At 75.3% G+C, this 25,131-nt stretch carries 17 protein-coding genes; all 17 read left to right on the top strand.

The window, feature by feature from the left end:
* The first annotated feature begins 259 nt into the window (after positions 1-259).
* A complete protein-coding gene (gene gatC, locus DNL40_RS15935) occupies positions 260-556 on the top strand; it encodes an Asp-tRNA(Asn)/Glu-tRNA(Gln) amidotransferase subunit GatC (RefSeq protein WP_111252254.1) in 297 nt (98 codons plus the stop codon).
* 1 nt (position 557) lies between these two features.
* Positions 558-2,063 (top strand): Asp-tRNA(Asn)/Glu-tRNA(Gln) amidotransferase subunit GatA, encoded by a 1,506-nt coding sequence (gene gatA, locus DNL40_RS15930; protein WP_111252253.1) that lies wholly within the window; start codon positions 558-560, stop codon positions 2,061-2,063.
* A 24-nt stretch (positions 2,064-2,087) separates the two neighbouring features.
* Positions 2,088-3,596, top strand: coding sequence for an Asp-tRNA(Asn)/Glu-tRNA(Gln) amidotransferase subunit GatB (gene gatB, locus DNL40_RS15925; protein WP_111252252.1), 1,509 nt, complete (start codon positions 2,088-2,090; stop codon positions 3,594-3,596).
* A gap of 13 nt (positions 3,597-3,609) precedes the next feature.
* Positions 3,610-4,209, top strand: a complete 600-nt coding sequence (locus DNL40_RS15920; protein ID WP_111252251.1) for a GNAT family N-acetyltransferase — start codon at positions 3,610-3,612, stop codon at positions 4,207-4,209.
* A 115-nt stretch (positions 4,210-4,324) separates the two neighbouring features.
* Positions 4,325-5,851, top strand: a complete 1,527-nt coding sequence (locus DNL40_RS15915; RefSeq protein ID WP_111252250.1) for a peptide MFS transporter — start codon at positions 4,325-4,327, stop codon at positions 5,849-5,851.
* Positions 5,852-6,024: 173 nt separating this feature from the next.
* Entirely contained in the window at positions 6,025-7,887 is a 1,863-nt protein-coding gene (gene ilvD, locus DNL40_RS15910) for a dihydroxy-acid dehydratase (RefSeq protein WP_111252249.1), read from the top strand.
* 84 nt (positions 7,888-7,971) lie between these two features.
* A complete protein-coding gene (gene ilvD, locus DNL40_RS15905; protein ID WP_111252248.1) occupies positions 7,972-9,666 on the top strand; it encodes a dihydroxy-acid dehydratase in 1,695 nt (564 codons plus the stop codon).
* Between the two features lie 106 nt (positions 9,667-9,772).
* Positions 9,773-10,633: a hypothetical protein gene (locus DNL40_RS15900; protein WP_111252247.1), complete on the top strand. Its 861-nt coding sequence runs from the start codon at positions 9,773-9,775 to the stop codon at positions 10,631-10,633.
* Between the two features lie 58 nt (positions 10,634-10,691).
* Positions 10,692-10,967 carry a WXG100 family type VII secretion target gene (locus DNL40_RS15895; RefSeq protein WP_111252246.1) on the top strand — a complete coding sequence of 92 codons (276 nt, stop codon included), beginning with the start codon at positions 10,692-10,694 and terminating at the stop codon, positions 10,965-10,967.
* Between the two features lie 171 nt (positions 10,968-11,138).
* Complete coding sequence (locus tag DNL40_RS15890; protein WP_111252245.1) at positions 11,139-12,404, top strand: hypothetical protein; 1,266 nt, start codon at positions 11,139-11,141, stop codon at positions 12,402-12,404.
* Positions 12,404-12,973 (top strand): hypothetical protein, encoded by a 570-nt coding sequence (locus DNL40_RS15885; RefSeq protein WP_111252244.1) that lies wholly within the window; start codon positions 12,404-12,406, stop codon positions 12,971-12,973. The genes DNL40_RS15890 and DNL40_RS15885 overlap by 1 nt, the downstream gene beginning before the upstream one ends.
* Before the next feature lie 80 nt (positions 12,974-13,053).
* Positions 13,054-13,320: a hypothetical protein gene (locus tag DNL40_RS15880; RefSeq protein WP_111252243.1), complete on the top strand. Its 267-nt coding sequence runs from the start codon at positions 13,054-13,056 to the stop codon at positions 13,318-13,320.
* Positions 13,321-13,460: 140 nt separating this feature from the next.
* Positions 13,461-17,834 (top strand): type VII secretion EssC family protein, encoded by a 4,374-nt coding sequence (locus DNL40_RS15875; protein ID WP_111252242.1) that lies wholly within the window; start codon positions 13,461-13,463, stop codon positions 17,832-17,834.
* Between the two features lie 11 nt (positions 17,835-17,845).
* On the top strand, positions 17,846-20,674 hold the full coding sequence (locus DNL40_RS15870; protein ID WP_111252241.1) for a hypothetical protein: 2,829 nt from the start codon (positions 17,846-17,848) through the stop codon (positions 20,672-20,674).
* Complete coding sequence (locus DNL40_RS15865) at positions 20,671-21,642, top strand: AAA family ATPase (RefSeq protein ID WP_111252240.1); 972 nt, start codon at positions 20,671-20,673, stop codon at positions 21,640-21,642. The genes DNL40_RS15870 and DNL40_RS15865 overlap by 4 nt, the downstream gene beginning before the upstream one ends.
* A complete protein-coding gene (locus DNL40_RS15860) occupies positions 21,639-22,814 on the top strand; it encodes a DUF58 domain-containing protein (RefSeq protein ID WP_111252239.1) in 1,176 nt (391 codons plus the stop codon). The genes DNL40_RS15865 and DNL40_RS15860 overlap by 4 nt, the downstream gene beginning before the upstream one ends.
* A complete protein-coding gene (locus DNL40_RS15855; protein WP_111252238.1) occupies positions 22,811-25,126 on the top strand; it encodes a transglutaminase-like domain-containing protein in 2,316 nt (771 codons plus the stop codon). Before DNL40_RS15860 ends, DNL40_RS15855 begins: the two co-directional genes overlap by 4 nt.
* Positions 25,127-25,131 lie beyond the last annotated feature (5 nt).

Below are 25,131 nucleotides of genomic sequence, written 5' to 3'. Positions count from 1 at the left end.
GGAAGCTCAGCCCTACAGCGCCGATGGTACTGCCCTGGAGACGGGGTGGGAGAGTAGGACGCCGCCGGACACCCTTTCACCGAAGGCCCGCACCACATGGTGCGGGCCTTCGGCATACCCCCATCCGGATGACAGCACGATCAGGCACATCGGACGCGGCGTCGCGCCCCGGTGCCGCCACATGAAGTGCGGTGTCGGTGCCGCGTTCTCCGGGCACGGCACGAACGGAACGGGGCCGCGGCCCCGATAGACTGGCGCCATGTCCACCATCTCCCGTGACGAGGTCGCGCGCGTCGCTGCCCTGGCACGCATCGACCTGCGGCCGGAGGAGGTCGACCGGCTCGCCGGCGAGCTCGACGTGATCGTCGAGTCGATCGCCAAGGTGAACGAGGTCGCCACCCCTGACGTGCCCGCGACGAGCCACCCACTGCCGCTCACGAACGTGTTCCGCGAGGACGTGCCTGAGCCGGCGCTGCCGGTCGCGGACGTGCTGGCGAGCGCGCCGGCCGCGGAGGACGGCCGGTTCGCCGTGCCGCAGATCCTGGGGGAGGAGTGACATGACGGACGTGACCCGGCTGTCTGCGGCCGAGCTGGCGGAGGCGCTGCGCAAGCGCGAGCTGAGCAGCGTCGACGCGACGCGCGCGCACCTGGACCGCATCGCTGCGGTGGAGGAGAGCGTGCACGCGTTCCTCCACGTGAGCGGGGACGACGCGCTGGCGACGGCGCAGGACGTCGACGCCCGACGTGCGGCCGGCGAGGAGGTGCACCCGCTCGCGGGTGTGCCCATCGCGGTCAAGGACGTCATCGTGACCAAGGGGATGCCGTCCACCGCAGGCTCCAAGATCCTCGAGGGCTGGATCCCGCCGTACGACGCCACCCTTGTCGAGCGGATCCGCGCGGCCGGTCTGCCGATCCTGGGCAAGACGAACATGGACGAGTTCGCGATGGGCTCCTCGACGGAGCACTCGGCGTACGGAAACACGCACAACCCGTGGGACCTCGACCGGATCCCGGGTGGTTCCGGCGGTGGTTCTGCCGCGGCCGTGGCCGCGTACGAGGCCCCGCTCGCGATCGGTACGGACACGGGTGGCTCGATCCGCCAGCCCGGTGCCGTGACGGGGACCGTGGGCGTGAAGCCGACGTACGGCTCGGTCTCCCGCTACGGCCTGATCGCTCTGGCGTCGAGCCTCGACCAGGCGGGGCCGGTGACGCGCACGGTGCTCGACTCCGCGCTGCTGCACGAGCTCATTGGCGGGCACGACCCGCGTGACTCGACGTCGATCGCCGACCCGCTGCCGAACCTCGTCGAGTCGGCGCGCAGGGGTGCCACGGGTGACCTGTCGGGTGTGCGCGTCGGTGTCGTGACCGAGCTTCAGGGGGAGGGCTACCAGCCGGGCGTGCTCGCCAGGTTCCAGGAGTCGCTGGCCCTGCTGGAGAAGGCCGGCGCCGAGCTGGTCGAGGTCTCGTGCCCCCACTTCCCGTACGCGCTGGCCGCGTACTACCTGATCCTGCCTGCCGAGGCGTCGAGCAACCTCGCCAAGTTCGACGGCATGCGGTTCGGCCTGCGCGTCGAGCCGGAGGACGGACCGGTCACCGCCGAGCGCGTCATGGCGGCCACGCGTGGCGCGGGCTTCGGTGACGAGGTCAAGCGTCGGATCATCCTGGGCACCTACGCCCTGAGCGCCGGCTACTACGACGCGTACTACGGCAGCGCCCAGAAGGTGCGCACCCTGATCCAGCGCGACTTCGCGGGCGCGTTCGCCCAGGCGGACGTGCTGGTCTCGCCGACCGCACCCACCACCGCGTTCAAGCTGGGCGAGAAGCTCGACGACCCGCTGGCGATGTACCTCAACGACGTCGCCACGATCCCGGCCAACCTGGCGGGCGTGCCGGGGATGTCGGTGCCCAACGGCCTGTCCGACGACGGTCTGCCGGTGGGGTTCCAGATCCTGGCCCCGGCCAAGGCCGACGACCGCCTCTACCGCGTGGGCGCTGCGCTCGAGGGCGCGCTCCAGGCGCAGTGGGGCGGCCCCCTGCTGGCCCAGGCTCCCGAGCTGGTCTGACGCGAGAAGACGGAGAACCACATCATGTCTGTTCAGGGAACCGCCCTGGTCGACTACGCCGACGCCGTCAAGCGTTATGACCCGGTGCTGGGCATCGAGGTCCACGTCGAGCTCGGCACCCGCACCAAGATGTTCGACGCCGCGGAGGCCTCGTTCGGTGCGGAGCCGAACTCGCAGACGACCCCGGTGAGCCTCGGTCTCCCCGGCGCTCTGCCGGTGGTCAACGGCAAGGCCGTCGAGTACGCCATCCGGATCGGGCTCGCGCTGAACTGCGAGATCGCCGAGTACTGCCGCTTCGCGCGGAAGAACTACTTCTACCCGGACGTCCCGAAGAACTTCCAGACCTCCCAGTACGACGAGCCGATCGCCTACGACGGGTGGGTCGACGTCGAGCTGGAGGACGGCACGGTCTTCCGTGTGGAAATCGAGCGCGCCCACATGGAGGAGGATGCCGGCAAGAACACGCACGTCGGTGGGGCCACGGGCCGCATCCACGGTGCCGAGTACTCGCTGGTCGACTACAACCGTGCCGGGATCCCGCTGGTCGAGATCGTGACGCGTCCGATCGAGGGTGCCGGCGAACGTGCTCCGGAGGTGGCGCGCGCCTACGTGCAGACGCTGCGCGACATCTTCCGGGCGCTCGACGTCTCGGAGGCGCGCATGGAGCGCGGCAACGTCCGCGCCGACGTCAACGTGTCCCTGCGCCCGACGCCCGAGTCACCGCTGGGCACGCGCACGGAGACCAAGAACGTGAACTCGTTCCGCTCGGTCGAGCGTGCGGTGCGCTACGAGATCTCGCGCCAGGCCGCCGTGCTGGACGCCGGCGCCACGGTGGTGCAGGAGACCCGGCACTTCCACGAGGACACCGGCAGCACGTCGTCGGGCCGCGTGAAGTCCGACGCCGAGGACTACCGGTACTTCCCGGAGCCCGACCTGGTCCCGCTGACGCCGAGCCGGGAGTGGGTGGAGGAGATCCGCGCCTCCCTGCCGGAGCTGCCGGCGGCGCGGCGTCGTCGTCTGCAGGGCGAGTGGGGCTATGCCGACGCCGAGATGCGCGACGTGGTCAACGCCGGTGCGCTCGACCTCATCGAGGCCACGGTCGCAGGCGGTGCCTCGCCGGCGGCGGCGCGCAAGTGGTGGATGGGTGAGCTGGCGCGGTACGCGAAGCAGACCGAGACGGCGCTGACGGAGGTGGCGATCACTCCCGCTCAGATCGCGCAGCTCCAGTCGCTGGTGGACTCCGGTCGCATCAACGACAAGCTTGCACGTCAGGTGCTCGAGGGCGTGCTGGCCGGCGAGGGCGACCCGGAGCAGGTCGTGACGGCTCGTGGGCTGGAGATCGTCTCCGACGACGGCGCGCTGCTGGCTGCCGTGGACGAGGCGCTGGCCGCGCAGCCGGATGTCGTGGAGAAGGTCCGTGCCGGCAACCAGGGCCCCGTGGGCGCCATCATCGGTGCGGTCATGAAGGCGACGAAGGGGCAGGCCGACGCCAAGCGCGTGCGTGAGCTCGTGCTGGAGCGGATCGGTTCGTGAGCCGGGGCCGGGCATGACGCGCGGGCCGGTCCTGCAGGGAGAGATGGTGCGCCTGCGCCCGGTCGAGGCACGGGACGCCGAGCGGATGTGGGACTCCCTGCAGGACCCGGAGGGGCTGCGGCAGACGGGGACGACCGCCACGTTCACGCCGGAGCAGATCCAGGAGTGGGCGGCCACGATCGCCGATCGTCCGGGGCGCTACGACTGGGCGATCACGCCCGGAGCCGTGCGTGACGGGCACCCGGTCAGCGACGACATGATCGGCGAGATTTCGCTGAACGAGATCGACGACGTGGCTCGCTCGGCGAACCTGCGCCTGCAGATGCTGCCCGACTACCGCGGTCGCGGGTACGGGCGCGAGGCGATCTGGGAGGTGCTGCGGTTCGCGTTCGACGGTTACCGGGTCGACGGCGAGCGGGAGCCCGGCCCGGGGTTGCACCGGGTCGGGCTCGACGTGCTCAGCATCAACCCGCGGGCGAAGGCCTTGTACGAGTCGCTGGGCTTCCGTGAGGAGGGCCGCCTGCGCGACGTCTACCGGGACGGCGACGGCTGGGCGGACGCGATCGTGATGAGCATCCTCGAGGACGAGTTCCGGGTGGCAGCCGGCGAGTAAGGCGAGTAAGCGGTGCTGCACCCCCGATCCAGGGACGTGCGTCACAGTGACAAGGCGCCGATAGCATCGCGACGCGATTTGGTCAATCTTGTGTGCCTGGTGCAACCATCGAAGGATGAGCACCTCTGACCTGTCGAGCCGGCCGCACCCCGCGGCGGCCGTCTCCGGTGACCGCCGGTTCTTCGGGCACCCGCTGGGCCTCATGACCCTCTCCGTCACGGAGCTGTGGGAGCGGTTCAGCTACTACGGGATGCGCGCCATCCTGGTGTACTACATCACCGACACCATCGCGGCCGGTGGGCTCGGCATCGACCAGGCGCTCGGCCAGGCCGTCGTCTCCATCTACGGCACGGCCGTGTACCTGCTGTCGGTCGTGGGCGGCTGGTTCGCCGATCGGCTGATCGGCGCCTACCGGGCGACGTTCCTCGGAGGGGTGATCATCGCCGCGGGGCACGTCAGCCTGTCGGTGCCCGGGGCCGGCTTCAGCTGGCTCGGCATCTGCCTCGTCGCGCTCGGTACGGGGTTCCTCAAGCCGAACGTCTCCTCGATGGTGGGGGAGTTCTACGAGCGCGACGACCCGCGTCGGCAGTCCGCCTTCTCGATCTTCTACATGGGGATCAACCTCGGCTCGTTCTTCAGCCCTCTCGTCGTGGGCGAGGTGCGCGACCGGTTCGGCTACCACGCGGGGTTCGTCGTGGCGGCGGTCGGCATGGCGTTCGCCCTGGCCTTCTTCGTCGGTGGCAGGCGGCTCCTGGGCGGTGCTGGTGACGCGGTGCCCAACCCGATCACGCCGCAGGAGCGCCCGGCTGTCGTCCGTATGGTCCTGGGGGTGCTCGCCGGGGTCGCAGCTCTCTTCGTCGTCGTGGGTCTGGTCGGCGGGTTCGGCATGACCACGGTGATCGACGGGCTCAGCTACCTCGCGTTCGTGGTCCCCATCGTCTTCTTCGTGGTCATGTACCGCTCGCCCAAGGTCTCGGACCCCGAGCGGAGCCGGCTGCTCGCGTACGTGCCGCTGTTCGTCGCGGCGATGCTCTTCTTCATGATCTTCGAGCAGGCCGCCACCACCCTGGCGACCTACGCCCGTGACAGCACGGAGCTGTCGTTCCTGTGGTGGGACCAGATCAACCCCGAGGCGTTCCAGTCGGTCAACCCGCTGTGCATCATCCTGCTCGCGCCGGTGTTCGCGTGGGTCTGGCTGAAGACGAAGGACCGGCCGGCGACGCCGTACAAGTTCGCGATCGGCCTCGCGCTGGCCGCCGGGTCGTTCCTCTTCCTCGCGGCGGCGTCCGCGCTGGCGGGCGGCGAGGCCACGCCGGCGTGGGTGCTGGGGCTCGTGTACCTCATCCAGACTCTCGGCGAGCTGTGCCTGTCGCCGGTCGGGCTCGCCGCGACCACGCTCCTCGCGCCCCGCGCGTTCCGCGGGCAGGCGATGGCGCTGTGGTTCCTGGCGCCGGCCGCCGGCCAGGCCATCACGGCCCAGCTGGTGCAGGTCACCGACGGGATGGCCCCGACGCCGTTCTTCGGCGGGATCGGCGCTGTCGCGCTGGTGTTCGCGCTGGCCGTGGCCGCGCTGGGGCCGTGGGTGGTGCGCAGGATGCGGGCTGCCGACGCCGTCGAGGGCGTACGGACGTCGGGCGACTGAACCGCCGGCGCGTCGTGCCCGTGTCGTGCCCTCGCCGTCGTGCCCCCCGTGCCGGGGCGCGACACGGGGGGCACGACGGCGAGGGCCGGGGGTCCAGGCTGGGGCTGACGCCGTCGAGGGTCACAGTGCGGACGGTCACGCTCCGAGCGGCGAGGCAGCCGTAGGGTGACGGCATGAGCCGCCCGCTGCGCTCCCGCACCTCGACCCACGGCCGCAACATGGCCGGAGCCCGCGCCCTGTGGCGCGCCACCGGCATGGGCGCCGAGGACTTCGGCAAGCCGATCATCGCCATCGCGAACTCGTACACCCAGTTCGTCCCCGGCCACGTCCACCTCAAGGACATGGGCGACCTCGTGGCGTCCGCGATCCGCGAGGCTGGCGGGGTGGCCAAGGAGTTCAACACCATCGCGGTCGACGACGGCATCGCGATGGGCCACGGCGGCATGCTGTACTCCCTGCCCAGCCGCGACCTCATCGCCGACTCGGTCGAGTACATGGTCAACGCGCACACGGCTGACGCGCTGGTGTGCATCTCGAACTGCGACAAGATCACGCCGGGCATGCTGAACGCGGCGCTGCGGCTGAACATCCCCACGATCTTCGTCTCGGGCGGTCCGATGGAGGCCGGCAAGGCGGTGGTCGCGGACGGCGTGGCCAAGACGCACCTCAACCTCATCAACGCCATCAACTACTCGGCGGACGACAACGTCTCCGACGCGGCGCTGGCCCAGGTGGAGGAGAACGCGTGCCCCACGTGCGGCTCCTGCTCCGGCATGTTCACGGCGAACTCGATGAACTGCCTGACCGAGGCGCTCGGTCTGTCGCTGCCGGGCAACGGCTCCACGCTGGCGACGCACTCCGCGCGACGGGAGCTGTTCCTCGAGGCGGGGCGCACCATCGTCGACCTGGCCCGGCGGTACTACGAGGACGAGGACGACTCGGCGGCCCCTCGCGGCATCGCCACGCGGGCGGCGTTCACGAACGCGATGACGCTCGACGTCGCGATGGGCGGCTCCACCAACACGGTGCTGCACATCCTGGCTGCGGCGCAGGAGGCCGAGGTCGACTTCACGCTCGACGACATCGACACGATCAGCCGCCGCGTGCCCTGTCTGAGCAAGGTGGCGCCGAACCACCCGAACTTCCACATGGAGGACGTCCACCGGGCGGGCGGGATCCCCGCGCTGCTCGGCGAGCTCGACCGCGGCGGCCTGCTCGACCACGACGTGTCGAGCGTGCACACCCCCACGCTGCGCGAGTGGCTCGACGACTGGGACGTCCGGGGCGGCAAGGCCACGCAGCGGGCGATCGACCTGTTCCACGCCGCGCCGGGCGGGGTCCGCACCACCCAGGCGTTCTCCACCAGCAACGTGTGGGAGAGCCTCGACACCGACGCCGCGAACGGCTGCATCCGCGACATCGAGCACGCCTACACGGTCGAGGGCGGCCTCGCCGTGCTCAAGGGCAACCTCGCTGAGGACGGCGCGATCATCAAGACCGCGGGCATCGACCCGGACGTCTTCCACTTCGTCGGCAAGGCCCTCGTGGTGGAGTCGCAGGAGCAGGCGGTCGAGAAGATCCTCACGAAGCAGGTCGAGCCCGGGCACGTGGTGGTGGTCCGGTACGAGGGCCCCGCCGGCGGGCCGGGCATGCAGGAGATGCTGTACCCGACGTCGTTCATCAAGGGTCGCGGCCTCGGCAAGGTGGTCGCGCTGATCACCGACGGCCGGTTCTCCGGCGGGTCGAGCGGCATCTCCGTGGGGCACGTCTCCCCGGAGGCCGCGGCGGGCGGCACGATCGGCCTGGTGGAGGACGGCGACGAGATCGAGATCGACGTCGAGTCCCGGGTCATCCGCGTCAACGTGCCCGACGAGGTGCTGGCCGAGCGGCGCGCCAAGATGGAGTCGTCGGAGCACCCGTGGCAGCCGCAGGACCGGGACCGCTACGTCTCCCCGGCGCTGCGCGCCTACGCGGCGATGGCGACGTCGGCCGATCGCGGCGCCGTGCGCGACGTCAGCCTGATCAAGCGCCGCTAGTCGAAGCCGCCCGGCTGGGCCCTGGGGCCGGCCGGGCGCGGCGCCGCCCGCGCGAGGTGCGGGCGGCGTCCTTACGCTCGGCCCATGGCTGCTCCTGACATCAAGCCGCGCTCGCGCCAGGTCACGGACGGGCTGGAGGCGACCGCGTCGCGCGGCATGCTGCGCGCCGTCGGCATGGGCGACGAGGACTTCGCCAAGCCGCAGATCGGCGTCGCCAGCTCGTGGAACGAGATCACGCCGTGCAACCTCTCCCTCGACCGGCTGGCGCAGGCCAGCAAGGAGGGCGTGCACGCGGCGGGCGGGTACCCGCTCCAGTTCGGCACCATCTCCGTCTCGGACGGCATCTCGATGGGCCACGAGGGCATGCACTTCTCGCTGGTGAGCCGTGACGTGATCGCGGACTCCGTGGAGACGGTCATGCAGGCCGAGCGCCTGGACGGGTCGGTGCTCCTGGCGGGCTGCGACAAGTCGTTGCCGGGCATGCTCATGGCGGCAGCACGGCTGGACCTGGCGAGCGTCTTCCTCTACGCGGGCTCGATCATGCCCGGCTGGGTGAAGCTCAGCGACGGCACCGAGAAGCAGGTGACGATCATCGACGCGTTCGAGGCGGTGGGGGCGTGCGCCCGCGGCCTGATGAGCGAGGAGGACGTCGGCCGCATCGAGCGGGCGATCTGTCCCGGCGAGGGCGCCTGCGGCGGCATGTACACGGCGAACACGATGGCCTCCGCTGCCGAGGCGCTCGGGATGTCGCTGCCCGGCAGCGCCTCCCCGCCGTCGGCGGACCGGCGCCGTGACGTCTGGGCGCACCGATCCGGCGAGGCCGTGGTGAACCTGCTGCGCCAGGGCATCACGGCCCGCGACATCCTCACCAAGGAGGCGTTCGAGAACGCGATCGCCGTGGTGATGGCGTTCGGCGGGTCGACGAACGCGGTGCTGCACCTGCTCGCCGTCGCCCACGAGGCTGACGTCGACCTCACGCTGGCGGACTTCGACCGCGTCGCCGACCGGGTGCCCCACCTCGGAGACCTCAAGCCGTTCGGCCGGTACGTGATGAACGACGTGGACCGGGTGGGCGGGGTCCCCGTGGTCATGAAGGCGCTGCTCGACGCCGGCCTGCTGCACGGCGACGCGCTGACGGTCACGGGCCGCACGGTGGCGGAGAACCTCGCCGAGATCTCCCCGCCCGACCCGGACGGCAAGATCCTGCGGGCCGTGGACGACCCGATCCGGCCCACGGGCGGCATCACGATCCTCCACGGGTCGCTCGCCCCGGACGGCGCCGTCGTGAAGTCGGCGGGCTTCGAGGAGGACGTCTTCGAGGGCACCGCCCGCGTGTTCGAGCGGGAGCGGGCCGCGCTGGACGCCCTGGAGGACGGCACGATCAGGGCCGGCGACGTCGTCGTCATCCGGTACGAGGGTCCTAAGGGCGGCCCGGGCATGCGGGAGATGCTCGCCATCACCGGTGCCATCAAGGGCGCGGGCCTCGGCAAGGACGTGCTGCTGGTCACCGACGGGCGGTTCTCCGGGGGGACCACCGGGCTGTGCGTCGGGCACGTCGCGCCCGAGGCGGTCGACGCCGGCCCCGTGGCGTTCGTGCGCGACGGGGACCGCATCCGCCTGGACGTGCGGCGCAAGACCCTGGACCTCCTCGTGGACGACGCCGAGCTGGCAGCCCGCCGGCAGGGCTGGTCACCCCTGCCGCAGCGGTACACCCGCGGGGTGCTCGGCAGGTACGCGAAGCTGGTGCAGTCCGCCTCACGGGGCGCCGTCCTGGAGTGACGGGCGCGACGGCGCCCCGCGCCGTCGCAGGATCACCCGCCGCCGGTGACGCCGGAGGTGGCCCTGCACCACGGCGTCCGCCAGACTGTGCGGCGATGGTGGACAGATGCTGCGGGTGACGCTGCGCGGGGTCGGTGTGCCGACGGTCGTGCTCGGCACCGGGGAGACGCTGCTGGTGGGGCGTGACCCGCACCCCGCGCTCGCCGACGCCGACGCCGACGCCCAGCTCGTGCGCACCGGTCTCACCCTGCCTCGCGCCGCACCGCACGTCTCGCGCGTCGTGGGGGAGATCGCCGTCGGCGAGGAGGTGGTGCGCCTGCGCTGGCGCGGAGCCACCGAGGCGCAGCTCTCCAGCCTCTTCGACGCGCCGGGCGGTGCGCGCCGGGTCGCGCTCACGCAGGGGATGACCGCCCTCCTCGACGAGGGCGAGAACCACGTTCTCCTCCTGCGGGGCCGCCAGTCCGCGCCCGGCCAGTACACGGACCTCGTGCTCGTGGTCGACGTCGAGGTCCCGCAGGAGCCGCAGGCTGACGCCTGGCAGCCGCCGGAGGACCTCGAGGGCGCCCCCACCGCGCCGGCCCCGCGGCTCGAGCGGTGGTCGCGGGAGTGGTACGTGGCGCTCGCGCTGGCCGAGCCGTGGCTGGTCGGCTCCGACGACTACCCCCGCCCCGCCTCCAACCGGGAGATCTACGAGCGCATCCTCGCCTGGCGCGGGCACGCCTGGAACCTGGAGCGCTCCCAGCGGGTCGACGACGCCATCCGAGTCGTGGCCCGCACGGCGTTCGGTCCGGCGGACGACCCGTTCACGCAGGGCGCCGGCCGGGTGCAGAACGTCCGCTTCGCCGTCGGGCGGCGCGCCGCGGAGACGCGGCTCGTGACCCCGGACGACCTGCGCGTCGTCGAGGCTGCCCGGGCTCGCGGCGAGGGCCTCAACCCGGAACGTTCCACCCCCGGCGACCTGGTCTGAGCGTCCCCCGGCCTCCTAGCGTCACGGCTACCACCCGTGACGACCTCAGGAGGCCGACGTGCACGACAAGAGCACCTTCTACGGCATCGACCCGCAGCAGAGCCGTGAGCACGCCCGCGCGATGAGGTCGGGAGCCGGCGACCTGTCGGACATCGTCGGCGCCATCGGCTCGATGCTCTCCCAGGTGACCTGGACCGGCCCCGGCGCCGAGCGCTTCCTCCAGGAGTGGGACGGCGCGCTGCGCCCCGAGCTGGAGAACGCCACCCAGAACCTGCGCGAGAACGCGGCCGAGCTCGACCGCCGCGCCGAGATGCAGGAAGAGGCCAGCCGCTAGGCACCAGGCCCGTGCCCGGCCACCTCCGGCGCGTCGGCGTCCCTCAGCCGACCCCGGAGGCCCCGCGACGAGGCGGAACCTTCCACCCCTGTCGCCCTGGCCGCCGGGCCGGCGCCGTCCCTAGCGTCACACCTGCCAAGCCCGCCCCGACCGCCCCCGCAGGAGGCTGAGATGTTCCAGGGATCCGATGTCGACGGCCTCGACCGCATCGTCGCCAGGATGAACGACGCCGCCGCCTTCGCCGACAAGCTCGTCGTGGTGCTCAAGGCGCTCGCGGCCGCGATGGAGGCGATGAGCTGGACGGGGTGGTGCGCGGCGTTCGCCCGCTACCTGCGTGCGGTGGTCATCCCGTGGGTGCAGTCGGTCTCGCGGTACCTCAAGGGCTTCGCCCGCGTGCTCGCGGCGATCTCGTCGGTCCAGCGCGTGACGAGCAACGACTCGCCGACGGTGCACATCCCCGCCGCGGTGTTCCAGCCGACCCCGATGCCGACGCTCTCCGCGGCGAACGGCCCGCTCCTGTCAGCGCCCGACACCACGGTGGTGCCGTCGCAGCCCGGCGGCGGCGCCGGCGGAGGGGGTGCGCAGGTCGTGGTGCCCGTGTCGATCGGTTCGATCACGGTGCACACCACCGGTGCGAGCGGTGCCGGGGCCGAGGTCACCGCCCCGGTGGTCCTCCCCGTCGTCGGGGCCGCACCCGGTCCCTCGCTGGGGGCGGCGGGCACGGCCACCGGCGCGGGAGGCGCCGTCGGCAGCCTGGCGGGCACCATCGCCGGAGGGCTGCTGCGGGACCCGGTGGGCACGGCCGGCCAGGTGGTCGGTGGCGTGGTGGGTGGCGCCGTCGGGCACGCGCTCGGCGGCGGCTCCCTCGGGGAGAGGGTCGGGGCGGCCGTCGCCGACCATGTGGCCGAGCGCCTGACGGCGCCCACCGGCGGTGCCGGGTCGCCCACGGGCGGCTCGGGGGTGCCCGTGGGCGCCCCGGGGCCGGTGGCGCCGATGGGCGCCGACGCCCTGCTCGGCGGCACACCCGGTGGTACGCCCGACGGCGTCTCGTCGGGCGTCGCGGGGGACCCTCCCGTGGCGGTGACCACCGCGGCCGGCGCGCTCGGCGCGCCCTCCATCCCCGACGCTGCCCGCGCCCCGGTGCTCGCAGCGGTGCAGGAGCCCGACGGCGGCACTCCCGTGGCCCTGGCAGCGGCCCCGCTGGGGCTGGGCGCCCTCGGTGCGGCGACGCTCGGGGCGCTCCGGTCCGGCGTGGCGGCCGGCGGTGACGGTGACGGTGACGGTGACGGCGAGGCTCCCGAGGGCGGCGCCGCGGAACCTCTCGTGGTCGCCGACGTGAGCGGCACGGACGCCTGGGCCGGGGGCGCGGCCAGCCCCGCGTCCGGTCTCGGTGACGCGGCCGCCGACCAGGGCGTGAGCACGGCGGAGGCCCGGTGATGAGCCCCGTGACCGAGAAGGCGGCTGCCGAGCACGACACCGAGCACGACACCGAGCGCGACGCCGAGCAGGAGGCCGAGCCCTGCGTCGTCGAGCACCCTGGCCCGCTGCTGCCCGGCCCGCCGCGGTTCGCCCTCGAGGTGCCGGCGGGCTGGACGGCGGCCCCGGCCCCTCGGGCGCTCGCGGTGGTCACGCCGTCGGACCCGGGAGCGCCGTCGGCCGAGCGGTTCGTCCCGAACCTCACGGTGACCGCCGACCTGGTGCCGGCCGGCACGTCGGCCGGACAGGTGCTGGACGCGATGCTCGCGGCCTACCCGGGCACCTCGACCCGGGCGGTGGCCGAGCACGAGGACCGCGCCGGCGCCCGTCTCGCACGTCCGCACGAGGCAGTCACCGTGCACCAGCACGTGGACGTCCACGTGGACGCGACCCGGGCGCCCGCCGGCCACCGGCACGCCGTCACGGTGGTGTCGAGCTGGTCGTCGACCACCCCCACCTCCGAGCGCGAGGCCCTGGCGCACGCGCACTCATCCTTCCGGCTCGGCACCGCCGCGCCGGTCGAGGCCTGATCCCCGGGCCGCGCCGCAAGGCACCACCCACCCCACCCGGCGAGGGCAGCAGCCCGAGCCACGAACGGAAGGACACCACCATGAGCACCGTTCTCGGCATGGACGTCAACGCCGCCCGCGACCTCGTGCGGGTCATGAACGTCGACGCGGACACGATCACCCAGATCACGTCGCGGCTGACGCAGCAGCTGCAGGCGACCCCCTGGTACGGCCCCGACGCCCAGCGTTTCAACGCGGACTGGTCGGGCCAGTACGTGCCGGCCCTGCAGCGCGTCGTGGAGGCGCTGCAGGCGAACGCCGCCTCGCTCGCGCAGCAGGCCGACGACCAGGAGCTCGCGTCGAGCTGACGCCCGACGTCACGGCCCGCACCCCGCCGGGGTGCGGGCCGTCGCCCGGCGTCGCCCGGCGTCGCCCGGCCGTGACCGCTGACCTGCCCCGCTGGCCTGCCGACCGACCCTGACGGACCCGACCGAGAGGAGCTGCGCACGTGTGGCGCCTGAGCATCGAGCCCACCCGCGACAGCGGGCTGGCCGCCGTCGACGTCGAGGTCGTGGCGCGGGAGGGAGCCCGCGTCGCCGACCTGGCCCGCGCGCTGGGAGAGCACCTGGCGGGCAGCCCCGAGACGTTGCTGGCACCGGTCACCGACGGTGCGCCGTGGCCGGCCGGGCTGGTGCTGACCCAGGCACCGCTGCGCACCGGGGCGGTGCTCCCGGTGATGCCGGTGCCGGCGTCGTGGCTCGGGCGGGCCGCCCCGCGGCGGGCGGCCCGAGCTCGTGTGCGGGTGGTGGCGGGGCCCGACGCCGGTCTGGAGGTCGCCGTCGACACGGACGCGTGCACGGTGGGGCGTGGTGCGGGAGCCACCGTGCGGCTCAGCGACCCGGCCGTCTCGCGCCTGCACGCGCGCCTGCTCCTGGTCGGCGGGGTGGTGGTGCAGGACGAGGGCTCGGCGCACGGCACCCGCGTGGCGGGCCGGCCCGTGGTGCGGGCGCAGCCCGTCGCGTGGGGCGAGCGCGTCGAGGTGGGGCGCACGGTCCTCGAGGTGCACCGCGGCGACGCCCCGCTGGCCGAGCCCGACGCGGCCGTGCTGCGCCCGCCGCGGTTCGGCGAGGCGCTGGAACCGGCGGAGCTGGAGGTGCCGGCGCCCCCGGCCGCCCCGCGGCGGCAGCCGTTCCCCTGGCCGATGATGCTGATGCCGGCCCTGCTCGGCGGTGGCATGTTCCTGACGAGCCGCAGCCCGTTCTCGTTGATGTTCATGATCGGGTTCCCGCTGCTGATGACGGTCAACCACCTGGTGGCCCGCCGTCAGGCGGCCAAGGAGCACGACGCGGAGCTGCGGACGTGGCGGGCCGACGTCGAGGACGTCCTCGCGCGGATCGACGACGCCGCGCGGGTGCAGCGCGAGCGTGCCGCGCAGGACGAGCCCGACCTGGTCACCGTGCGTGAGCGGGTCGCGGGCGGCCACCCGTCCACGTGGGTGCGCACGCGCGAGGACGAGGACTTCCTGGTGGTCCGTGCCGGCACGGGGCCGCGCCCCGCCGTCGTCACGGGTCAGGTGGCTCGCGGCGGCGACCGGGTGCAGCGCGACCTGGCGGTGCGGGAGGTCGAGGCGCGGCGCCGCCTCGCCGGGCAGCCGGTGCCGCTGGTCCTGGCGGGGCAGCGGGTCGTGGCGGTCACGAGCGCGGACCGCACCCGCGCCGACGCCGCCGTCCGCGCCCTGCTGGTGCGGGTGGCCGCGGCCCACTCGCCCACCGACGTCGTGCTGGCGGCGGTGCTCGGGGGTGCGGGGGAGCACGTCGAGACCTGGTTGCGCTGGCTGCCGCACACCGCGCACCGGGTGGCCGGCGCTCCGCCGGTCGCCGTGGGGGCGACGGCGGGCGCGGCGCTGCTGGACGCGCTCGTCGGCCAGGACGCGGCGCGCGGCCGCACCGTGTGCGTGGTGGACGAGGAGGCGGGCGTGCCGCGGCGCGTCGTGGAGGCGGTCGCCGCGGCGGGGCCGGAGCGCGGCGTCCACCTGCTGTGGGTGGGGAGCGACCCGGACCGGGTGCCGTCCGCCACCGACGTGCTGCTCGACCTCGACGCGCTGCGGGTGCGGCGTCGTGACCGCGGCGGCGACGACGTGCTCGACACCGCCGACACCCTCGACCTGGCTGCGGCGTGGCACACGGCGCGGGCGCTGACGGCCTGCCGTGACGAGTCGGCGGTGGTGCCGCCGGACAGCGCCTTGCCGGACGCCGTGCGCCTGCCCGACCTGGGCACCGACCTCGCCGACCCCGACGACGCCACCGCTGTGCTCGACCGCTGGTCGGCGGCGGCGGGCCTGCGCGCCCAGCTCGGTGCCGGGCCTGACGGCGTGGTCACCGTGGACCTGCGCGAGGACGGGCCGCACGGCCTCGTCGCCGGAACCACGGGCTCCGGCAAGAGCGAGCTGCTGCAGACGCTGCTGTGCTCCCTCGCGGTGAACAACCCACCCAGCCGCATCACGTTCCTGCTCGTGGACTACAAGGGCGGTGCCGCGTTCCGGGAGTGCGCGGACCTGCCCCACACCGTCGGGTACATCACCGACCTGACGCCCGCGCTCGTGCAGCGCGCGCTGGTGTCCCTGCGGGCCGAGCTGGCCGCGCGCGAGCACCTGCTCGCCGAGCACGGGGCCAAGGACCTCGTCGCCCTGGAGCGCCTGCGGCCCGACGTGGCCCCGCCGAGCATGCTGATCTGCGTCGACGAGTTCGCCGCGCTGCTCGCGGAGGTGCCCGAGTTCGTCGACGGCGTGGTGGACGTCGCGCAGCGCGGCCGCTCGCTCGGCATGCACCTGCTGCTGGCCACCCAGCGCCCGGCGGGCGTGGTCACGCCGCAGATCAAGGCGAACACCGACCTGCGGATCGCGCTGCGCATGGCCTCCACGGAGGACTCCGGCGACGTGATCGACGCCCCCGACGCCGCCGCGCTGTCCCGGCGCACCCCGGGCCGCGCGTGGCTGCGCCGCACCGGCCACGGCACGCGCGAGCTGGTCCAGGTGGCCTGGGTGGGCGCGCACGAGCCGGTCCGGGACGACGCGGCCGCCGTGCAGGTGCGGCCCTTCACGGTGCGCGCGGGTGCCGGGCCGGTGCCCGCCGCCGGCCAGGGCCGGGTGCACGAGCGGTCCGACCTGGAACGCCTCGTGCTCACCGTCGGGGAGGCGTTCGCCCGCTCCGGTCTGCCCGCCCCGTCGCGCCCCTGGCTCCCTGCGCTCGAGGACGAGGTGCAGCTGGCGGGCGGCGCGCCGGGCACCGTGCTCGTCGGGGCGCGGGCACGCGACGAGGCCGCCGTGCCCGGCAGCGCGCCCGACGTCCACGTGTGCGCCCCCGCCCCGGGTACCCTCCCGCTGGGCCTGGCGGACCACCCCGGCACCCAGGACCAGCGGCCGCTCCTGGTCGACTACGCCAGGGCTGGGCACCTCCTGGTGCACGGGGCCTCGGGCAGCGGCAAGACGGAGCTGCTGCGGACCGTCGCCGCCGCCGCCACGCTCGCCCACGACCCCGCGCCCGCCGTCGTCTACGGCATCGACGCCGCCGGCGGCGGCCTGGGCGTGCTCGACGCGCTCCCGTCGGTGGGGTCGGTCGTCGGGGAGCAGCAGCCCGAGCGCGTCCAGCGGCTCGTGCGGATGGTGCACCGCACCGTCGTCGAGCGCAACGCCCTCCTGGCGAGGCACGGCGCCGCCGACATCGGGGCGCTCGCCGACGCGGGCGTGGTGATGCCGCGGGTGCACCTGCTCGTCGACAACCTGCCCGCCCTCGTCGACCAGCTCGAGTCCGGTGGCCCTCTGCGCCGCGCCCACCTGGACCAGCTTTCCGCCGTGCTGCAGGACGGGCGCCGCTGCGGTGTCCACGTCACGGCCACCACGCCGCTGCGCACGGGGCTGCCGAGCGCGCTCGCGGCCTCGTTCGGCCAGCGCCTCGTGCTGCGCATGACGTCCGTGGACGACTACCAGGTGCTCGGGGTGCCGCAGGCGGTGCTCGACGACGCCTCTCCCGCCGGGCGGGGCCTGCTCGGCCGCACCGAGGTGCAGGTCGCGACCGTCGGGGCAGCGGGCACGCCCGAGCAGGGCCGTGCGCTGCGCGAGCTCGCGGCGCGCGAGCGCGACAGGTACGCCTCCCAGCCGCCCGTCGCCGTCCCGGCCATGCCGACGCGCGTGCCCGCGGACCTGGTCCCGGTGCCGGAGGCCGACGGCGTGTGCGTGGGGGTGGACGCCGACCTGGCCTCCGGTGTGGTGCTCTCCCTCCTGGGCGGCCCGCTGCTGGTCACGGGGCGGGGCGGCTCCGGGCGCACGTCGTTCCTGCTCGGCCTCGCCGACGCGGCAGCGCGCTCCACGGTGCCTCCTCGCCGCGTGCGCCTGCTAGGGCCCGCAGCCCCGGCACACCCGGGCGTCGAGCCGCTCGACGAGCCGGCGGCGGTGCTCTCGGCGCTCGAGGAGCACCTGGCCGCTCCCGCGCCGTCGGGCTCCGCCTGGGACCTGGTGCTGGTCGACGACGTCCACGTGTGGGAGCGCGGCTGGGAACGGGGCGGCGAGGACCGGCGGCTCGTCGAGGAGCTCGCACGGCTCGTCGAGGAGGGGCCGGCGCGCCGCACCGCGGTCGTGCTGGCCACCGACGCCGACGAGGCGCGGGCCCGGCAGCACGTGCCGGGGCCCGTGTCGGTTGCCCGCAGGGCTCGTCGAGCGGTGCTGCTGGGGCCCGAGATGGCGGACGGGTCCCTCGTGGGGGTCACCGTGCCGATGCACACCCACGAGCCTCTGGGTGGAGTCGGGCGCGGGTTGCTGGTCGCCTCTGGATCTGCCCGGACCGTCCAGGTACTGTCGCCGTCGACCGAGCGGGAGAGCGTGTCATGAGCGGATCGATCATGAGGACCGGCCTGCTCCGCAGGCTGCGCGGCGCCCCGGGCGACCGGCAGCGTGGTGTGGTCGAGGCGGGCGTCGCCGTCACCGGGGCCGCGCTCGTGCTGGGGGCCGCGCTCGGCAGCGGCGTGGCGAGCACCGTGGTGACCATGTCGGACGGCGTCACCTGGATCCCTGACGACGAGACCGGCCAGGTCGTCCAGATCAACCCCGCGACGGGGCGTGCCGAGCGCCGCCTGCAGGTGGCGGGGCCGGGCGCGGAGCTGGACGTCAGCCAGCGCGACGGCCACCTGGTGATCGGTGACGCCCGGACCGGCACGGTGACGTCCATCGACCTGGCCACCCTGCTCGCGGGCGGCCAGCGCGCCTCCGAGGAACCCGTCGAGGTCCTCGTGGGCGGGGGCCGGGTTTACCTGGTGACCCCGTCCACCGGCACCGTGCGGGCGGTGGACCCCCTCGCACTGACCGACCTGGCCCGCCCGTACCGGGCGCAGGGGCCGTTCGCCGACGCCGTCGTGGACGAGCAGGGCACGGTGTGGGTCGTCGGCACCGACGGCGTGCTGCGCACCGTCAGCTGGCAGCCCTCGGAGCGGGCGCTCACCGTCTCGGACCCCCGGCCCGTGCGCGGGGCGGGCACCGGCACCCGGCTGCTGCCCCACCACGAGGGGGTCACCGTGTTCGCGCCCGACGGCGGCGCGGTGCTCCAGGTGGGGGTCGGGCGCGACCTCGCTGTCGCGGTGCCCGACCTGTCGGGCGAGGTGCTGCCTGCCGCGTCCTCACCCTCGGACCTGGCTCCGGCCGGGGTGCCGGGACGCTCCGCGGTGGTCATGCTCGCGGGCGACCGCATCCTCGACGTCGGCGTGGGGGCGCTGGGCTGCGAGCGCCCGGGCCGCCCTGCCGTGTTCGGGGGGCGGGTGTACGTGCCGTGCACGGGGGCGGGCCGGGTGATCGTGCTGGCCCCCGACGGGACGCGCGGCGGTCCTGACGTCGTGGTCCCTGGCGGGCGCGACCCGCGGTTGCTCGTGGACGACGGCCGGCTCGTGGTGCTGACCGAGGACGGCAGCCGTGCGGTGCTGGTCGAGGCCGACGGGTCGAGCCGGCAGATCGACACCGGACGTGGCGGCGCTCCGGTGCAGGACCCGCGCAACGGTTCACCGGGGCCGCAGGCGTCGGCGCCGCGCCGGGCGGCGCAGCCCCCGGCGGCAGGGGCGGGCGCCGGCCAGCCGAGGGGGCCGGAGCGGGAGACCGTGCAGCCCCCGTTCGCGGGGGAGGCCCCGAGGGCGGACGCCGAGCGCCCCTCGGGCGTGTGGGGCGGGCCGGACGCGGGCACGGTGCCCGAGGGGGTCGCGCCGCCCCGGCTGCCGGACGTCGCCGGAGCGCCGCCGCTCGGCGCGGAGCCTGGCCCGGGGGCGGGTCGGGGCGGGGGTTCGGGGACGCCGCAGGTGCCGGGCGGTCCGTCGGCGAGCCCTGGTGCTCCGACCGCGGGGCCGGGTGCGGCCGTGCCACCGAGCACGGCGCCGCCGGGGGCGGGGACGCCCGCCCCGACGGTGAGCCCGACGTCGGCCCCCTCCTCGAGCCCGGCACCGAGCCCGGCACCGAGCACGACGGCGGAGCCTGACGCCGGCTCGACGCCGGACCCGGCACCGAGCCTGCCCGACGAGCCGGAGCCGGAGCCGGTACCGACACCCCCGGCCGCGGTGGCGCCGCAGCCGGCCACGGGCGTCGCCGCGACGGCGCGCCCGGACGGCTCCGTCACCGTGTCGTGGGCGCCGTCGCCGTCCGAGGTGGACTCCTACCTGGTCGGTCCTGAGGGCGGCTCGACCACGTCCTTCGGGCCGGGTGCCCGCTCGGCGGACGTGCGCGGGCTGCCGCCGGGCGACTTCCGGTTCGTGGTCGTGGCGGTGAGCGGTTCGCTGTCGACGGCCTCGGCGCCGAGCAACGTCGTGACGGTCGCGGGAACGCCCGGTCCCGTGGGCGGTCTGGCGGCGTCGGTGCAGGGCCGCGCCGGTGACGTGCTCGACGTGGCGGTCTCGTGGGCTCCGGCCGCGGACCACGGGTCGCCCGTGACCGGGTACGCCGTCGCGTGGTCCGGCGGGGGCGCCGTCGGCTCGACGAGCGTCGCCGGCACCTCCACCGCGCTCGCGGTGAGCTGTGGCGGCCAGCCGCTGTGCACTGCGGGCGGCACCCTGACGGTCTCGGTGACGCCCCGCAACGGCGTCGGCGAGGGTCCCGCAGCGAGCACCACCACCGCGGTCGCCGCCCCGCCGCCGCCAGGGCCCGCCCCGGGAGACCGTGTGGTCGACTGGGTGTCAGAGGGGACTCCCGGCACGCACGACCCGGTGGTGCCTGTCATCGCCTCCCTGTCGCCGCCGCCGGGCTGGGCGGCCCACCCGGGGCGCTGCATCCTCGTCTTCGACGGGCGGGACGTGCGGGACATCCCGTGCGGCACGTCCGGCCAGGTGGGGTTGCCGGGGAGCCCGGGCGGCACGGAGCACAGCCTGCGGGTCGACGCGGTGGTGGACGGTGCCCGCGTGCCGTCGGCGACGGTGACCGGCTACATCTCGCCACGCAACAACTGGTACTACTGCGACGAGAACGGTCTCTGCTACCAGCCGGTGAGCCTCGGGCCGGGCTCCGTGGGCGACCCCGACGTCGTCGTCGTGCCCCTGCCGTGGACGCCGGTGCCCGGTGTCCCGGGCGGACCCGACCGCCCCACCCTGCTCGCCGGAGGGACCGGTCTGCTGCTGGCCGCTGCCCTGATGCGCGGGCTGCGCACCCGCCGCGCCGCCACCGGCGCCCCCGACCGCCCCGCCACGAAGGAGCCCGCAGCATGACCGCCGCCGACGACCAGACCATCGCCGCCTTCCGCGTGCTGCACGGCCGCGTCGTGGACGCCGTCGAGCACGCCGTGCACGGCAAGCGCCCCGTCGTCGAGCTCGTCGTGGCCGCGCTGTTCTCCGGCGGTCACGTGCTGCTCGAGGACGTCCCGGGCACCGGCAAGACCACGCTGGCCCGGGCGCTGGCCGCCGCCCTGGGCGGCACGTCGCGGCGCATCCAGTTCACCCCCGACCTGCTCCCGGCCGACGTCACCGGCACCACGGTGCTGGACCCGGCCACCGGGCAGGTGGCGTTCCGGCCCGGACCCGTCTTCACCCACGTGCTGCTGGCCGACGAGATCAACCGTGCGGCGGCCAAGACCCAGTCCTCGATGCTCGAGGTGATGGCCGAGCGCCAGGTCACCGCCGACGGCGTCGCCCACCCCGTGCCCGAGCCGTTCCTCGTGGTGGCCACGCAGAACCCCGTCGACCTGGACGGCACGTACCGGCTCCCCGAGGCCCAGCTCGACCGGTTCCTGGTGCGCGTCAGCCTCGGGTACCCCGACGTCGAGCACGAGCTGGAGGTGCTGCGCCCTGGCACGGCGGCGGGCGACGTCCGCCAGGTGCCGGCCGTGACCACGCCGCAGGAGGTCGCCGGGTTCCGTCAGGCGCTGACCGCCGTGCACGTGGCCGACCCGCTGCTGCGCTACGTGCGGGCGCTGGGCGAGGCGACGCGGACCGACGCCCGCACGCGCCTGGGTGCGAGCACGCGCGCGCTGCGGGCGCTCGTGGGGGCCGCGCAGGTCCGGGCCGCGTCGGAGGGGCGGCACTACGTCGTGCCCAGCGACGTCCAGCGGCTCGCGCACGCCGTGCTCGACCACCGCGTCGTCCTGACCCGGGAGGCGGTGCTCGAGGGGCTGAGCACGACCGACGTCGTGGCGGCGGCGCTCGAGGGCGTCGACGTGCCGCGGCCCGCGGCAGCATGAGGCCCCCGCGCCCGGTACGGCTCACCGGCCGCGGGGCGGGCGTCGCCCTGCTCGGTGCCCTGACGTCGGGCGGCGGTCTCGTGGCGGCGTACCCCGGACTGGTGGCCCTCGGGGTCGGCGCTCTCGGCCTCGTGGCAGTCGCGCTCGTCTCCGTGCTCGTGCCGGCCCCTCTCGCCGTGGCGCACCGGCTGAGCCCACCGCGCACGACGCGCCTGGGGGAGGCGGTCGCGCACGTCGAGCTGCACAACCGGTCGCCGTGGCTGCCCCTCACCGTCTCGGGCGTGGAGCAGGTCGGCGGCACCGACCGGGTGGTGGGCCCGGCGTCGCTGCCGGCCGGTGGGCGCAGCACGATCGAGGTGCGGCTGCCCACGGAGCGTCGCGGGCTGGTCACCGTGGGCCCGTTCGCCCTGGAGCGGCGGGGCACCGCCGACCTGGTGGTCGCCCGCGAGCGGCGCGGCGACCCCGTGACTCTCGCGGTCACACCTCGGGTGCTGCCGGTCGAGGGGCCGCCCACCGGGCGCAGACGCGGCCACGTCGGTGCCCAGGAGCGCGTCGAGCACGGCGGGACCGACCTCGTGGGCCTGCGCGAGTACGTCGCGGGCGACGACCTGCGGCGGCTGCACTGGGCCACCAGCGCCCGCAGCGGCACCCTCATGGTGCGCGAGGACGCCGACCCGGCGCAGCCGCACCTGACCGTGCTGCTGGACGACCGGGCGCCGAGCCACGTCGCGGAAGGCTTCGAGGAGGCGGTCGACGTCGTCGCCTCCCTCGTCACCGCCTGCGCCCGGCAGGGGGTCCCCGTCCGCTGCGTGACGTTGTCCGGCAGCCTCGACGCCGACGTCCCCGCGGGCGTGCCCGGCGCGGGAGAGCCGCTGCGCGCGGCGGGCGGCGTCGTCGACCTGCTGACCACGCTGCCTGTCACCGCCGAGGAGGTGCCCGTCGCGCTGCCGGCCGGTGCGGGCGCCGTGCTGGACGTGCTGGCCGTGGTCACCGGGGCCGGCGCGCCGGTCGAGCCGCTCCTGCTGGCTGCCCGCGGTGCGGTGACTACGGTGGTGCTGTCGATCGACCCGCAGCCTCGGCGGGTGCTCGGGGCGGTCGGGAAGGCCACCGTGGTCAGCGGGCCACGGGCCGAGGACGTGCTGGCCGGCTGGGACCTGGTGGGCGCACGGTGAGCACGAGCACGAGCACGAGCGCGAGCACGGCCGGGGGCGTGGGCGCGCAGGCCGGGCGGCCGCCCGGCACCGGCCCGGGCCCGGCGGTGACGTCCTGGGCCGTGGCCCTGCTGCTCCTGGCCGCGCTGCCGCTCTCCGCCGCCTTCGACTCCCCGCTGGTGCTCGGCCCGCTGGCCGGGGCGGTCGTGGTGCCGTTCGCCGTGGTCGCCCTCGCCCGGCGGCTGCGCCTGCCCGCGTGGGCGGCCGCCTCGGCCACGCTGTCCCTCGTCCTGGTCGTCGGGGCCTCGTTCGCGCGCTCGGCCTCGCCGGCACTCACGGGAACAGGGGCGGGCACAGGGATGACCACGGTGGCGGCCTGGCGCACGACGCCGTTCGGGGAGGCGGCGGGCCCGGTGGTCGACGCGGTCGCCCGGCTCCTCACCGCGCCTCGCCCCGCCCCCGTCGAGCACGTGGTCCCCGTGGCCATGCTGACGGCGGTCGTGGCGCTCGCGGTGGCGCTCGCCGTGGCCCGCGGCTCCCGGGCTCGGCTGGCGCCCCTGGTCGGTGCCGTGGTGCTGTACGGCGCGGCCCAGCTGCTCACGGCGGGGGCCGCGGACGCCGGCCCGGTGGCGGCGGCCTGCGTGGTGGTCGCGGCGGCGGGGTGGCTGCTGCTGGACGGCGAGGCCGTGCGGCGCGGCACCCCGGAGGCGGTGCTGGGGCGTGCCGCTCCCGGCTCGCGGGTCCGGTGGCGCGCCGGGGGCGTGGCCGGTCTGGTCGTCGTGGCGCTCGTCGGCGCCGCGGGAGCAGGAGCCGCGACGGCGGTGCGCGGGGCGCCGTACGAGCCGCGCGAGCACGTGACGCCGCCGCGGGTGCCGATGAGCGCAGCGCACCCGGTCGCCGAGCTGGCGCGCTGGCACGCCGAGCCGGACGTCCCGCTGCTGCGGGTGCGGGGCCAGCACCCGGGCTATCTCTCCTGGGTGACCCTCCCGGACTTCGACGGTGCCCGATGGGCGGCGCACCTGGACCTGCGGCCCGTCGGGGCCGTCGTAGAACCGGCCCTGCCGCCCGGCGCCGCGCGCGGGGAGGCCCGCGCCGAGGTCGAGCTGCTGGGGCTGGCCGGTGCGTCGGGCCCGCCGGGGGTGTGGCTGCCGTCGGTGGGGCATCCCGTGTCCACCACGGCACCAGGAGCGCTGAGCGACGCCGACACGGGGGTGCTGGCCCTGGCCGGCCCGGACGCACGCCTGCCGGAGGGGCTCGTGTACGAGCTGCGTGCGCACGTCGACGTCTCCGACGTGGGGCACGCCGCGGCGGCCGGGGTGCCGGCGGGGGAGGAGGTGGCCCGCTACCTGGAGCTGCCCCGGCTGCCCGCCGACCTGCGCGCCTACGCCCAGGCGGTCGTGGAGGGGGCCCCGTCACGGCTCGAGCAGGCCATGCTCCTCGCGGAGGAGGTGCGCACCGGGCGGGAGCTGGCGCACGACGCCGTGAGCGGGTCGTCGTACGCGCGCGTCCGCGAGCTGCTGTTCGCCGAGGCGGCGGACGGTGGCCAGGTGGGTACGAGCGAGCAGTTCACCACGGCCTTCGCCGTGCTGGGCAGGGCCGTGGGCCTGCCCACCAGGGTGGTGCTCGGGTTCGAGGTGCCCCCCGCGGAGGGGGAGGAGCCCGTCGTGGTGCACGGGGCCGACGCCCGGATGTGGGCCGAGGTGTACTTCGCCGGTCCTGGCTGGGTGCGGTTCGACCCCACGCCCGGGGCTGCCACCGCGACGGGGCTGGCCCCCGACCTGGCGGCGCAGCAGGTCGGGGACGTGCCGCAGGACGGCGAGGACGGCCCCGCGCAGGACCTCGACCCGGCGGAGGGGGGCGCCGACGAGGACCCGGAGGCCTCCGGCGCACCCCTCGACGAGAGCGCGCCGGGGGCGGCAGGCCGGTGGGCCGGGGCGCTCGCCGCGCTCCTCGGCGTGGCGTTGCTCGCCGTGCCCGCCGGGCTCGCCGTCGCCCGCGCCGGCCGGCGCCGCCGCCTGCGCACCGCGGGTGTCGTGGGTGCGTGGCAGCACGTCGCCGACGCGATGCTGCTGCGCCAGGGCCTGCCCGCGCCGTCGCGCACGGCCCCCCGGATCGCCGACGACGTCGCGCGGCTGGTCGACAGCGCGACGGGCGCCGCTGCCGCAACCCTGGCCCGGGCTGCCGAGGCGGCCGCGTTCGCGCCCGGCCCGGCCTCGCCGGAGGGGTCGACGTGGTCCCAGGCCGCCCAGGTGTCCAGGGCGCTGCGTCGCTCGGCACCCTGGCGGCGGCGGATCACCTGGTGGGTCGACCCCCGGCCGCTGCGGCGCCGCTGACGGCG

The sequence above is a fragment of the Xylanimonas oleitrophica genome (assembly GCF_003244315.1).
Lineage (GTDB): Bacteria > Actinomycetota > Actinomycetes > Actinomycetales > Cellulomonadaceae > Xylanimonas_A > Xylanimonas_A oleitrophica.
Note: the sequence above shows the minus strand (reverse complement) of the source record. Positions and strands in the feature narration are given on the sequence as shown.